The sequence below is a fragment of the Geodermatophilus sp. SYSU D01045 genome (assembly GCF_054050295.1).
On record NZ_JBJGZB010000001.1, the window covers coordinates 33,120 to 45,796 of the forward strand.

The 12,677-nt window shown below is 76.4% G+C and carries 10 protein-coding genes; 6 read left to right on the plus strand and 4 right to left on the minus strand.

From position 1 onward, the window contains the following. The first annotated feature begins 46 nt into the window (after positions 1–46). On the plus strand, positions 47–880 hold the full coding sequence (locus ACI798_RS00210; protein WP_456940844.1) for an alpha/beta fold hydrolase: 834 nt from the start codon (positions 47–49) through the stop codon (positions 878–880). Between the two features lie 3 nt (positions 881–883). Here the strand turns inward: ACI798_RS00210 and ACI798_RS00215 are convergent, their stop codons facing one another. From ACI798_RS00215 to ACI798_RS00230, 4 genes are read right to left on the minus strand one after another with little or no spacing between them, the layout of a single operon-like run. Continuing rightward, positions 884–2,314, minus strand: coding sequence for an ATP-binding protein (locus ACI798_RS00215; protein WP_456940845.1), 1,431 nt, complete (start codon positions 2,312–2,314; stop codon positions 884–886). Then, entirely contained in the window at positions 2,311–3,993 is a 1,683-nt protein-coding gene (locus tag ACI798_RS00220) for an FAD-dependent oxidoreductase (RefSeq protein ID WP_456940846.1), read from the minus strand. Before ACI798_RS00220 ends, ACI798_RS00215 begins: the two co-directional genes overlap by 4 nt. Beyond that, positions 3,990–6,716, minus strand: a complete 2,727-nt coding sequence (gene nhaA / locus ACI798_RS00225) for a Na+/H+ antiporter NhaA (protein ID WP_457046881.1) — start codon at positions 6,714–6,716, stop codon at positions 3,990–3,992. Before nhaA ends, ACI798_RS00220 begins: the two co-directional genes overlap by 4 nt. Then, positions 6,713–8,230, minus strand: a complete 1,518-nt coding sequence (locus ACI798_RS00230) for an MFS transporter (RefSeq protein WP_457046882.1) — start codon at positions 8,228–8,230, stop codon at positions 6,713–6,715. The genes nhaA and ACI798_RS00230 overlap by 4 nt, the downstream gene beginning before the upstream one ends. A gap of 217 nt (positions 8,231–8,447) precedes the next feature. Here ACI798_RS00230 and ACI798_RS00235 point away from each other — a divergent pair, with 217 nt between their 5' ends. The 5 genes from ACI798_RS00235 to ACI798_RS00255 all read left to right on the plus strand — a co-directional run bounded on the left by ACI798_RS00235 (position 8,448) and on the right by ACI798_RS00255 (position 12,624). Next, complete coding sequence (locus ACI798_RS00235) at positions 8,448–8,645, plus strand: hypothetical protein (protein WP_457046883.1); 198 nt, start codon at positions 8,448–8,450, stop codon at positions 8,643–8,645. A 58-nt stretch (positions 8,646–8,703) separates the two neighbouring features. After that, positions 8,704–9,285 (plus strand): helix-turn-helix domain-containing protein, encoded by a 582-nt coding sequence (locus ACI798_RS00240; RefSeq protein ID WP_456940850.1) that lies wholly within the window; start codon positions 8,704–8,706, stop codon positions 9,283–9,285. Then, entirely contained in the window at positions 9,282–10,571 is a 1,290-nt protein-coding gene (locus tag ACI798_RS00245) for an MFS transporter (protein ID WP_457046884.1), read from the plus strand. The genes ACI798_RS00240 and ACI798_RS00245 overlap by 4 nt, the downstream gene beginning before the upstream one ends. Positions 10,572–10,580: 9 nt before the next feature. Continuing rightward, the gene (locus tag ACI798_RS00250; RefSeq protein ID WP_456940852.1) at positions 10,581–11,699 is read left to right on the plus strand and encodes an NAD-dependent epimerase/dehydratase family protein; all 1,119 of its coding nucleotides are present in this window, start codon (positions 10,581–10,583) and stop codon (positions 11,697–11,699) included. Positions 11,700–12,318: 619 nt separating this feature from the next. Continuing rightward, positions 12,319–12,624 carry a hypothetical protein gene (locus tag ACI798_RS00255; RefSeq protein WP_456940853.1) on the plus strand — a complete coding sequence of 102 codons (306 nt, stop codon included), beginning with the start codon at positions 12,319–12,321 and terminating at the stop codon, positions 12,622–12,624. Positions 12,625–12,677 lie beyond the last annotated feature (53 nt).

The following is a 12,677-nucleotide window of genomic DNA, read 5'->3' on the forward strand; positions in this document are numbered from 1 at the left end:
CCGACCGCGGGGGTTCCGGCAGCCGCCGGGCGGGCACCGGGAGGGCATGCGGGAGTTCGGGAACGACGGCCTGACCTTCGACGTCCGCGACGACGGGCCGCCGGGCGGGGAGCCGGTGGTGCTCCTGCACGGCTTCCCGCAGGACGCGAGCGCCTTCGACCGGATGGCGCCGCTGCTGCACGCCGCCGGCCTGCGCACCCTCGCGTTCGACCAGCGCGGCTACAGCCCCGGCGCCCGCCCGCGCGGGCGCTCGGCCTACCGGCTGCGCGCGGTGGCCGGCGACGTCCTGGCGCTGCTCGACGCCGCAGGGCTGGAGAGCGCGCACGTCGTCGGGCACGACTGGGGCGGCGCGGTCGCCTGGGCGCTGGGCGCCTGGCACCCCGACCGGGTGCGCACGGTGACCTCGCTGTCCACCCCGCACCCGGCCGCGGTCGCGCGGGCGGTGCTCACCAGCGACCAGGGGCTGCGCTCGTCGTACATGGCCGCCTTCCAGCTCCCGCTGCTGCCCGAGCGGCTGCTGCTCGCCCGCGACGGCGCGGCGCTGCGCGGCGTGCTGGAGAACGGCGGGCTGCCCGCGGACGTCGTCGCCCGGTACGTCGAGCGCATGCGCGAGCCGGGGGCGCTGTCGAGCGCGCTGGCCTGGTACCGGGCGGTGCCCTTCGGCGCCCGCGACGCCGTCGGCGAGGTCACCGCGCCGGCGCTGCACGTGTGGAGCACCGGCGACACCTTCCTCGGCCGGGCGGCCACCGAGCGCACGCGCGACCACGTGCGCGGCCCGTACCGGCTCGAGGTGCTCGAGGACGTGCCGCACTGGATCCCCGAGCTCGCCGCCGAGCGCACCGCCGGCCTGGTCGTCGAGCACACCCGCGCGGTGGCCTGAGGATCAGACCCCCGGCGGCTCGGACAGCGGCAGCCGCACCACGAACCGGGTGTTCCCCGGCTCCGAGCGCACCTTGATCACCCCGCCGTGCCGGTTGGTGACGATGCGCCAGGCGACGTCGAGGCCGAGGCCGGTGCCCTGCCCCACCGGCTTGGTGGTGAAGAACGGCTCGAACACCCGGCGCCGCATCGTCTCCGGGATGCCCGGGCCGGTGTCGGCGACCTCGACGACGGCGTTGTCGCCGTCGACGGCGGTGCGCAGGGTGAGCGTGCCCTCCCCCGCCATGGCGTCGAGGGCGTTGTCGATGAGGTTGGTCCACACCTGGTTGAGCTCGGCGGCGTAGGCCGGGACCGGCGGCATCGAGCGGTCGTAGTCCTTGACCACGCGGATCCCCGGGCCGGTCTTCGCGCTGAGCATGACCAGCGTCGCGTCCAGTCCGGCGTGCAGGTCGGTGAGCTGGTGCGGGGTGCGGTCGACCTGCGAGTACTGCTTGGCCGCGCCCACGAGGTGGGAGATCCGCGAGGTGCTGTCGAGGATCTCGGCGAGCAGCATCTCGGTCTCGACGGTGTAGGCCAGCCAGCGCAGCGCCGGCTCGAGGAAGTCGGGCTCGACGGCGTCGGCGACCGCCTCCAGGGACGCCGGGTCCAGCCCGGCCGGGACGAACACCGACGCCAGCTCCCAGGGCCGGTCGACGTCGTGGTCCTCGAGCCAGTCGCCGAGCTCGTCCTCCCGGTCCGACCGCTCCAGCGCGCTCAGCTCGACCGCGCTGCCGATGCCCGCGACGAACCGCTCCTGCAGCTCGGTCAGCCGGCGCAGCTGCGAGCCGTCGAAGGTCCCGTCGGCCAGCAGCGCGAGCTTGTGCCGCATGCCCGCGACCCGCTCGCGCAGCGCCGCGGTGGCCCGGGACGCGGCCGCGGCCGGGTTGTTGAGCTCGTGGGTGAGCCCGGCGGTGAGCTTGCCCAGCGCCAGCAGCCGCTCCCGCTGGCCGACCAGCTCCTCGGAGTTCCGCGTGCCCAGGAACAGGCCCTGCAGCAGGTGGACGGCCATCGGGTACCAGCGGCGGAACACGGCGGCGAACTCGGCCGCGGGCAGCGCCAGGAACGTGCAGTCGGTGACCGCCCGCACCGTCGCCGGGTAGACCTGTCTGACCTGGTCACCGAGGTAGAACTGCACCGCGCCGCTGTAGACGCCCGGCTGGTCGGTGCGCGTGGTCTCCACCTCGTCGCGGCCCACCCGCCGGACCATCCGCAGGGTGCCGGTCAGGAGCACGTAGAAGCACTCGGCCGGCTCGCCCTCGGTGGACACGTCGCTGCCGGCGGGGAACGCGACGACGTCGCCGGTCTCCGACACCCACGCCAGCTGCGTCTCGTCGAGGTCGGCGAACAGGAACAGCTCGCGCAGCCGCGCGGGCTCCAGCCGGGTGGGCGCGGTCACCGCTCCTCCAGGTACCGGTGCACCAGCGTGACCGCCATGGCACCCTCGCCGACGGCGGAGGCCACCCGCTTCACCGACTGGGCGCGGACGTCGCCGGCGACGAACACCCCCGGGACGCTGGACTCGAGGAAGAACGGGTCGCGCTGCAGCCGCCAGCCCGGTGGCCGCTCGCCGTCGACGAGCAGCTCCGGCCCGGTGAGCACGAACCCCCGCTCGTCGCGGGCGAGGACGCCGTCGAGCCAGTCGGTGCGCGGCTCGGCGCCGATGAAGACGAACAGGTGCGACGTCGGCACGGTCTCCACCCGGCCGGAGCGGTCGGTGAGCTCGATCTCCTCGAGGTGGTCGTCGCCCAGCACGGCGGTCACGGTGGTGCCGGTCCGGACGACGACGTTCGGGATCGCGGCCAGCTGCTGCACCAGGTAGTGCGACATGGACGCCTCCAGCGAGGAGCCGCGGACCACCAGGGTGACGCAGCTGGCGTGGCGGGAGAAGAACACCGCCGACTGGCCGGCCGAGTTGGCGCCGCCGACGACGTAGACGGGCTGGTCGGCGCAGGCCTCGGCCTCGGTCATCGCCGAGCCGTAGTAGACGCCGCGGCCGGTGTACCCGTCGGCGCCCGCGGCCGGCAGCGTCCGGTAGGCGACGCCGGTGGCCAGCACGACCGCGTGCGCGGCGATGCTGCCGCCGTCGGCGAAGTGCACCACCCGGGCCGAGCCGCGGACCTCGAGCGCGGTCACCTTGCGGGCGGTGAGCACCTCGGTGCCGAACCGGATGGCCTGCCGCCGGGCGCGCTCGGCCAGCTGCCCGCCGGAGACGCCGTCGGGGAAGCCGAGGTAGTTCTCGATCCGGCTGCTCTGCCCGGCCTGCCCGCCGGTGGCCTGCCGCTCGACGAGCACGGTGCGCAGCCCCTCGGACGCGCCGTAGACGGCGGCGCCCAGCCCGGCCGGGCCGCCGCCCACGACGATGAGGTCGTAGAAGTCGGTGCTCGGCTCGACCGTGAGCCCGACCGCGGCGGCGAGCTCGGCCTCGGTCGGCGCCAGCAGGGCCTCGCCACCGGGCGGCACCACGACCGGGACGTCGTCCGGACCGGCGCCGGCGGCGGCCAGCAGCCGCCGCCCCTCGGGCTCCTCGACGCTGTACCAGCGGTAGGGGACGGCGTTGCGGGCCAGGAAGTCGCGGGCGGCGAACGACGGCGCCGACCAGTGGTGGCCGACCAGCTTGACGTCGTCGACGGCGGTGTCGGGGCTGGCCTCCCAGGACGCGACCATGGCGTCGACGACCGGGTAGAGCTTCTCCTCGGGCGGCTCCCACGGCTTGAGCAGGTAGTGGTCGACGTCGACGAGGTTGATCGCCTGGATGGCGGCGTCGGTGTCGGCGTAGGCGGTGAGCAGCGCGCGGCGGGCCCGGGGGAACAGGTCCATCGCCTGCTCGAGGAACTCGATGCCGTTCATGCCGGGCATCCGGTAGTCGGCAAGCACCGCCGCCACCCGGTCCCCGCGCAGCTTGAGTTCCCGCAGCGCCCCGAGCGCCTCCTCGCCGGAGGAGGCCCGGACCACCCGGAACCGCTCGCCGTAGTGGCGGCGCAGGTCGCGCGCCACCGCCCGGGACACCCCCGGGTCGTCGTCGACGGTGAGCAGGACGGGCCGGGCGCGGGCGCCGGCCTCCGGGGCCTGGGTCACGGTTCCTCCTGGGGGACGCGGGTGGGGGCGGGCCCGGCGGGCGCGTGCCCGTCGTCGACGAGTCCGGCGAGCTCGGCGTCGGTGGGGCGGCGCAGGACCCGCCCGGAGCGCCACACCACCACCGGCAGGTCGTCCTCGGTCACGCCGAGGTCGGCGAGCAGCGCGGCGGCGTCGTCCACGGTCTCGACGTCGACGACGGTGGCCGTGAGCCCGCGGTCCGCGGCGAAGCGCCGCAGCCGGGCCGTGTCGCCCGAGGCGCCCCGCCCGACGACGCGCAGGTCCGCGGCGAGTTCGAGCAGCATGGACCGCCGGATGAGGAAGGTGCGCAGGACCAGCTCCTTGAGTGCGGGGTCCGCCGCGAACGCCTCCCGGATCCGCGCGTCCGGGACGGTGACCACCTCCGCCGGCTGCAGGACGACGGCGGTCAGGAAGACCGGGCGGTCACTGAACAGGTCGAGCTCCCCGAGGAAGCGCCGCGCGCCGTGGACCGCGACCACCCGCTGGTCGGGCCGGCCGTGGTGCTCGACCACGGCGACGGAGCCGGACAGCACGAGCTGGAAGTCGTAGCCCGGGTCGCCCTCGCGGAACAGGGTCTGCCCCGGCTGCCACGTGCGGCGGGTGCCGTGCCGCGAGAGCAGCGCGACCTGGGCGTCGTCCAGGCGGGGGAAGGCGCCGTAGCGGTCCGGCGTCTCGGGCAGGTCGCCCGGCAGCGGGACGGGCGGGCCATCAGAGGGCCCCGGCCGGTCCGCCCGGCGGGTCCCCAGCACGGGCACCACCTGCGCGCCTGCCCCACCGCCGGCGGGGACCGCGGCCGGGCTCCCGTCGGCGCCGGCGAGCAGCGCGGCGGCCAGGGAGTCGGCGTCGTGCGGGCCGGTGTGCCGGCGCCCGTGGACGAAGAAGGTCGGCGTCCCCGCCACCCCGCTGGCCTCCGCGGAGTCGACGTCCTCCTGCACCCGCCGCGCGAACCGGGCGGCCCCGAGGTCGCGGGCGAAGCGCTGCACGTCCAGGCCCAGGGCGGCCGCGTGCTCGAGCAGGTCGGCCGGGGTCAGCCGGTCCTGCGCGGCGAACAGCCGGTCGTGCATGGCCCAGAACCGCCCCTGCTCGGCGGCGGCCTCGGCCGCCTCGGCGGCCAGCCGGGCGTGCGGGTGGACGTCGGCCAGCGGGAGGTGCCGGAAGACGTAGCGCAGCCGGTCGCCGAACCGCTCGCGCACCTCCTCCACCGCGCCGGTCGCCCGGCCGCAGAAGGGGCACTCGAAGTCGCCGTACTCGACCAGGGTGAGCGGCGCGTCGGCCGGTCCGCGGACGTGGTCACGGGCCGGGTCGACGGGCGGGTCGAGCCGGGACGGCCGGGTCGGGCCGGGCGGCCGGCGGCGGTCGGCGGCCCGGAACAGCGCCCAGCCCAGCAGCGCGGCCAGCACCGACGCCGCCAGCACGCCCACCCGCGCCTGGTCGCCGAGCCGGTCGTCGTCCGCGAGGGCCAGGTCCACGATGAACAGCGAGATGGTGAAGCCGATGCCCGACAGCGCGGCACCGCCGGCCAGCTGCAGCGCGGTGAGGCCGGGGGCGAGCTCCCCCAGCCGCAGCCGCACCGCGAGGCCGGCGCCGGCGAGGATGCCCACCAGCTTGCCGAGGACCAGCCCGGCGACGACACCGAGCGTCACCGGCGAGGTCGCCGCGGCGCGCAGCGTCTCGCCGGTCAGCGGGACGCCGGCGTTGGCCAGCGCGAACACCGGCACGATGACGAAGCTGGTCCAGGGCTGCCACAGCTGCTGCAGCCGCTCACCGGCCGACACCGACCGGTCCAGGGACAGCCGCGCCGCCCGGGCGTACCCCGCGCTGGGCGACTGCTGGTAGGCCCGCACCAGGCGCGCGGCGTCGGCGACCTCCTCGCGTCGCGCGGCGTAGGCGGGAGTGAACAGCGCGATGACCACACCGGCGAGAGTCGGGTGGACGCCGGACTCGTGCATCGCCACCCAGACGGCCACGCCGAGGACCAGGTAGGCCGGTCCGCGCCAGACCCGCAGGTAGCGCAGCCCGACCATCAGGGCCAACCCCACGACGGCCAGGCAGAGCGGGAGCAGCTCCAGGTCGTCGGTGTAGAAGAGCGCGATGACGCCGAGCGCGCCGACGTCGTCGGCGATGGCGAGCGTGAGCAGGAACAGCCGCAGCGGGGCCGGGCAGGCCGGGCCGACGAGCACCAGGACGCCGAGCAGGAACGCGGTGTCGGTGGAGATGACCACGCCCCAGGCGGTGGCCGCCTCGTCCCCGAGGGTGAAGGCGACGTAGACCAGCGCCGGCACCACCAGCCCGGTGACGGCGGCCAGCGCCGGCACCGCGGCCCGCCGCCGGTCGGTGAGCTCCCCCAGGACCAGCTCGCGCTTGATCTCGAGCCCGACGACGAAGAAGAAGAACACCATCAGCCCGTCGTTGACCCAGTGCTGCAGGTCCAGGGACAGCTCGGTGCTCCCGAGGCGGACGGCGAACTCGGTGTGCCAGAAGGCGGCGTAGCTGTCGCCGAACGGGGAGTTGACCCACACCAACGCCACGACCGTGGCCGCCAGCAGCAGCCCCGCGCTGCCCGCCTCGGTGCGCAGCGAGCGCCGCAGCGGCGCCACCCGCGCCAGCAGGCCCCTACCCCCGGCGACCGACTGCGCGCGGGCCCGGTCGGCCCGGAGGCGCCCCTCCGGTGCCGGACGCAGGTCCCGGCCGTCGTGCGCGGTCATGCGTTGTCCCGCGGCGCTGCCCCCGCGGGTTCCCGCGGGTACAACTGCGGGCCCTCGACGTTGCAGTGCGGGTACTCCTCGACCGGCAGCCGCCCGCCGAGGCCGGGCTCCGCCGTGCGCAGCGGCCGGCGGATCCCGGCGAGGGCGACGAGCGCGCCCGCGACCAGCAGCGCGGCGCAGACGAGCACCGCCGTCCGGAAGCCGGCGCCGAAGGCGGCGGGGTCGGTGTAGTCGTCGCCGCCGATGCCGGCCACGACCGGGACGACGGCCACCGCGAGGAGGCTGGCCGCCCGGGCGACGGCGTTGTTGACCCCGGACGCGACGCCGGCGTACCGGTCGTCGGCGGAGTCGAGGACGGTCGCGGTGAGCGGGGCGACCAGCAGGGTCAGCCCGGCGCCGAACACGACCGTGGCCGGCAGGACGTCGAGCAGGTAGGAGGCGTCCTCGCCGATCCGCAGCATGAGCAGCAGGCCGGCGGCCGACAGCAGCGGCCCGAGGGTCATCAGCGGCCGCGGCCCGATGCGCTGGGCGAGGGCGCCGGCCCGCGAGGAGAACAGCAGCATGAGCACGGTGACCGGCAGCAGCGCGGTCCCCGCCAGCAGCGGGCTGTAGCCGGACACGACCTGCAGCTGCAGCACCAGCAGCACGAAGACGACCCCGAGCGGGGCGTAGACCAGCAGCGTCACCACGTTGGCGGAGGTGAACTGCCGGCTGCGGAAGAGCACGGGCGGCACCAGCGGGTGGCGGGAGCGGCGCTGCACGACGACGAAGGCGGCCAGCGCGACCACCGCGGCGATCCCCCAGGCCCAGACCGCCGGCCCGGGGCTCGGCCCGCCGGCGGCGGTGAGGGCGTAGGTGAGCCCGCCGAGGCCGACGACCACCAGGACGGTCCCGGTCCAGTCCAGCCCGGGCGCGGCGGCGGGGTCGCGGGTCTCGGGCACGTGCCGGGCCGCGACGAAGACGATCACGACGGCCAGCGGGATGTTGACCAGGAAGACCGCCCGCCAGCTCCACTCCACCAGCCAGCCGCCGACGAAGGGCCCGACCGCGCCGGCCACCCCGCCCAGCCCCGACCACGCGCCGACCGCCGCGGCGCGGTCCTCCCCGGCGAAGGACGCCGAGATGATCGCCAGGCTGCCCGGGGTCAGCAGCGCTCCCCCGACCCCCTGCAGCGCACGGGCGACGACGAGCGTCCCGGTGTCCGGCGCCAGCCCGCACAGCAGCGACGCGGCGGCGAACCACACGACGCCGACGACGAACACGCGCCGCCGGCCGAACCGGTCGCTCAGCGACCCGCCGAGCAGGATCAGCGAGGCCAGCGTCAGCGTGTAGGCGTTCACCGTCCACTGCAGCCCGGTGAACCCGGCCCCGAGGTCGGCCCCGATGCGCTCGAGGGCCACGTTGACGACGGTGCTGTCCAGCAGCGCGAGGCTCGAGCCCAGGACGGTGGTCAGCAGCACCCACCGCCCCCGCGGGGTGCCCATCCGCAGGCCCTCCGCCGGGGTCGGCTGCACCCGGGACGTCACCTGAGCGCCACCTCGATCCCCCACCGGTGCCGGGCAGCGGGAGTCCGCTGCTCCGAGGCCCGGCGACGTCGGCGGATGCCTGTGGCCGCGAGCCTCGCCCCGCCGGTCGCGGGCTGTCAATCACCCCGCGCGGCCGGCCGGGCGCATGGACGCCGCCGGTCCGGGGCACCCCGTGGCCCCACCCCCCGACTCCCAGGGAGCCGCCATGTCGCTCGCCACCACGCCCCGCCGCCGCAGCTGGCGCCTGGCCGCCGTCGGCCTCACCCTCGCCGCGTCCCCGTTCACCGCCGCCTGCGGCTCGGACGTCGTGAACGACGAGGTGGAGCAGAACGTCGAGGAGGGAGTCGACGAGGCCGAGCAGGAGGTCGAGGACGCCACCGACGGCGAGGACTCGGACGGCTGACGGCACCAGATGCAGAGACCTCTTTGCAAAGAGGTCTCTGCATCCCTAGCCTGGGTGGGTGTCCGACACCGCTCCCGAGGAGACCGTCGACGTCACCGACCCGCGGACGCTGCGGGCGCTGGCGCACCCGATCCGGACCGGGCTGCTCGCCCTGCTGCGGTCGGAGGGCCCGTCGACGGCCTCCCGGCTGGGCCAGCGCCTGGGCGAGAGCAGCGGGACGACCAGCTACCACCTGCGCCAGCTCGCGGACCTCGGCTTCGTCGAGGAGGTGCCCGGCCAGGGCACCGCGCGGGAGCGCTGGTGGCGCGCGCGGCACCGCAGCACCCGCTGGCGCACCGAGGACCTGGTCGCCCAGCCGGGTGGCCGTGAGGTCGTCGAGGAGCTGACCCACCAGTCGCTGGGCCGGCAGCGCCGCATGCTCGCCGCGCACGCCGAGCAGCGGGAGGCCCTCGAGCCCGTCTGGCGCGACGCCGTCTCGCTCAACGACTGGGCGCTGCACCTGTCGCCGGAGGCCACCGCGGCGCTCACCGAGGAGCTCAACGGCGTGCTCGCCCGCTGGCGCGCCGAGCGGGAGGAGCCCGGCCAGCCGCTGGTGCACGTGCTGCTGGACCTGTTCCCGCTCACCGAGGACCCGGCGTGAGCGCGCCGCTGACCGTGCGCTCGGCCGGCCGCCGCTTCGTCGCGCTGACCGCGCTGCGCTGGCTGCCGATCGGGCTGAGCGCGCCGGTGGCGGTGCTGCTGGCCGCCGCCCGCGGGCTGTCGCCGGCCGACATCGGCGTCGTCGTCGCCGTCTACTCGCTGGTCACCCTGCTGCTCGAGCTCCCCACCGGCGGGCTGGCCGACGCGCTCGGCACCCGGCAGGTGCTCGTGCTGTCCGGGCTGTTCACCGCCGCGGGGCTGCTGACCTCGGCCCTCGCGCACTCCGTCGCGGCCTTCGCGGTGGCGTGGGCGCTCAAGGGCGTCGGCCGGGCACTGGACTCCGGGCCGTTGGAGGCCTGGTACGTCGACGCCGTCCGCGCCGCGGACCCGTCCGCGGACGTGACGCCGGGGCTGGCCCGCGCCGGCGCCGCCGACGGGGCCGGCCTGTGCCTGGGCGCGGTGCTCGGCGGGCTGATGCCCCTGGTGGCCGCGGGCGCGGGCGACGCGGTGCTCGTGCTGCCGGTGCTGGTCGCGACGGTGGTGGCCCTGCTGTCGGTGGCCGCCGTCGCGGCGCTCGTCGTCCCGGTCGGCCCCGTGCGGCACGCGGGGGCGGCCGCCCTGCGCGCCGGTGTCCGGGAGGTGCCGGCGGTGGTCCGCGGCACCGCGCGGCTCGTCGTCCGCGACCGGGTGCTGCGCCGGCTGCTGGCGATCTCGCTGCTGGTCGGCTGCACGCTCAGCACGCTGGAGCTGGTGGGGCCGCTGCACGTCGCGGCGCTCACCGGCGACGACGCCGAGGGCGCCGCCGTGTTCGGCGTGGTGATGGCGGTGTCGTACGCGGCGGCCGGGGTGGGGGCGCTGCTCGCGCCGCTCGCCCGCCGGGCGGCGCGGGGGTCGGCGGGTGCGGCGACGGCGGGGCTGGCCCTGCTCGGTGCGCTCGCCGTCGCGGCCGTCCCCCTCGGCGGACCCCTGGCGCTGGGCGGGCTGTTCACCGTCTTCTACGTCGGCAACGCCGCGGCGTGGCCGCTGTGGAAGGACGCGCTGCACGCCCGGGTGGCCGCGGGGCAGCGGGCGACCGCGCTCTCGGCGTCGTCGCTGACGCTGCAGGTCGGCGGCCTGCTCGCCAGCCTGCTGGTGCTGCGGCTGGCCGACGCCCTGGGCACGCCGACCGGGTTCTGGGTGGCCGCGGGGGCGCTGCTCGTCGTCGCGGCGGTGTCGGCGGGCGTGCGCTCCGGTGCGGCGGTCCCGTCCGGGCCGGCGTCCCCGGTTGCCTCGCGGCAGCGCGGGTAGCGGCGGGGCATGGCTGATCTCCCCCGCGACCACTTGAAGGGCCTCCGGGTCGCCGTCACCGGCGCGAGCGGCAACGTCGGGACGGCCCTGCTGCGGCGGCTGACCGCCCCGGGCAGCGGGGTGGCCGAGGTCCGCGGGCTGGCCCGCCGGCAGCCGCCGGACACCGCCCCCTACGACTCCGTCACCTGGTACACCGCCGACCTCGGCGAGACCTCCAGCGAGCAGGCGCTGACCAACCTGCTCGAGGACGTCGACGCCGTCGTCCACCTGGCGTGGGTGCTCCAGCCGGGCCGCAGGCCCGACGAGCTGCACGAGGCGAACGTCAACGGCACCCGCCGGGTGGTGCGCGCCGCGGTGGCCGCGGGGGTGCGGCACGTGGTGCACATGTCCTCGCTCGGCGCCTACTCCGCCGGGGGCGGGGACCGGCCGGTGACCGAGGACTGGCCGGTCACCGGCATCCCGAGCTCGCAGTACAGCCGGCAGAAGTCCGAGGCCGAGCGGGTGGTGCGCGAGGTGGTCGGGCGGAAGCGGGACGTCACGCTGACCGTCGTCCGCCCGACCCTGGTCCTGCAGCCGGAGGCGGCCAGCGAGATCGGCCGCTACTTCCTCGGGCCGGTGCTGCTCGGCGCCGCCCGGCTGGTGCCCGGGCAGGTGGCCTCGCTGCTGCCGCTCCCCCTGCCGTCGCTGCGGGTCGGGTTCATCCACGCCGATGACGTCGCCGACGCCATCACCCGCATGCTCGACCGGCGCGCGCCCGGCCCGTTCAACCTCTCCGCCGACCCGGCGCTCGACGCCGACGGGATCGCCCGGGCGCTCGGCACCACGCGGGTGCCGGTGCCGGCGGCGGTGCTGCGCGCCGGGCTGAGCGCGGCCTTCCACGCCCGCCTGGTGCCCACCGAGCCGGGCTGGCTGGACCTCGGGCTGAAGTCCCCGGTGCTGGAGACCGCCCGCGCCCGCACCCAGCTGGACTGGCAGCCGGCCTATCGCGGCGACGACGTCCTGCGCCAGTTCGTGGCCGCCCTCGGCCGCGGGGACGGCGGGCCCGGCCCGCTGCTGTCGGCGACCGGCGGCAAGGAGCACGACCCGGGCGGCGACCCGGCCAACGTGCCGGACCACCGCCCGGGCTGAGGCCCATTCCCGCCTCTGAGCAGCACTTTCCCTCCCCGCAGAGGTTGCCCGCTCACCGTCGCCGAACGTGTGATCGAGCCCGTGACGGGGTCGGCTGGACGGGTGCTCGACGCTCCTGCCGTGTCCGCCCCTCCGGTGGGCTGGGCGACCGGTCCGCTGGGCGAGGTGCAGGCCGCCGACCGGGAGATCGCCCGGCACACCGCACGCCGGTACCGGGCGATCGCCGCCTTGGCCGCCACCCGGCCGGCGTCGGCCGACCGCCCGCAGGGCTCGCCGGGCGCGATGTCGGCCGACCACCGCGGCAAGCACCAGGCCCCCGGCTGGACGTACCGGCTCACCCCGGACGCGACGCTCCTCGTCACGACTCCGTCCGGCCCGACCGCCGCGACCGCGCCCCCGCCGTACCGAGCCCGGCCGCGATCAGGACCGGGCAACCGGCCGAGGGCCCGTCCTACGGGGATCACCTGCGCGGCCACCCGTGTCTCTGGAGGCGGCCTGTGGGACTTCCTCGGGGTCTGGCGACCGCGAGGCACAGCGTCTGGCGACCGCGAGGCACAGGGCCGCGACAGGCGGGGCCATCGCCGCGTCCGGGTCCGCCGGCCGGCGAGCATGTGAGAGCGTGCAGGTCGTGGACGACTGGTCATTCGCCGAGCCGCCTGACCTCGGGGTGATCACGACGCGACAGGTCCTGGACGGCGCTCCCGTACGGCTGGTGTCCCACGACGAGGACGACGGCGGCTGGCAGTTCCTCTGCGGAACGACCAGCGACCCTGCCGATGGTCGGATCGTCCACCTCGCGCACGTCATCAACGACCGCCCACAGCTGGCAGACATGGCCGATCTACCGCTCGGGTGGGTCGCCGGATGGTGCGAAGAGCACGGTGTATGGCATCGCCGGCCTGCGGAAGACGACGCGGAGGACTGACGGGCCGTCCCACCGTGGGCCGCTTCGAGATGCAGGCGGCCTGGGCGACACGG

What these genes read in the sequence shown, in the direction of transcription:
- ACI798_RS00210 (WP_456940844.1), top strand. Translation starts at nt 47, where the DNA reads ATGCGGGAGTTCGGGAACGACGGCCTGACCTTCGACGTCCGCGACGAC.
- nhaA (WP_457046881.1), bottom strand. Translation starts at nt 6,716, where the DNA reads ATGACCGCGCACGACGGCCGGGACCTGCGTCCGGCACCGGAGGGGCGC.
- ACI798_RS00235 (WP_457046883.1), top strand. Translation starts at nt 8,448, where the DNA reads ATGTCGCTCGCCACCACGCCCCGCCGCCGCAGCTGGCGCCTGGCCGCC.
- ACI798_RS00250 (WP_456940852.1), top strand. Translation starts at nt 10,581, where the DNA reads ATGGCTGATCTCCCCCGCGACCACTTGAAGGGCCTCCGGGTCGCCGTC.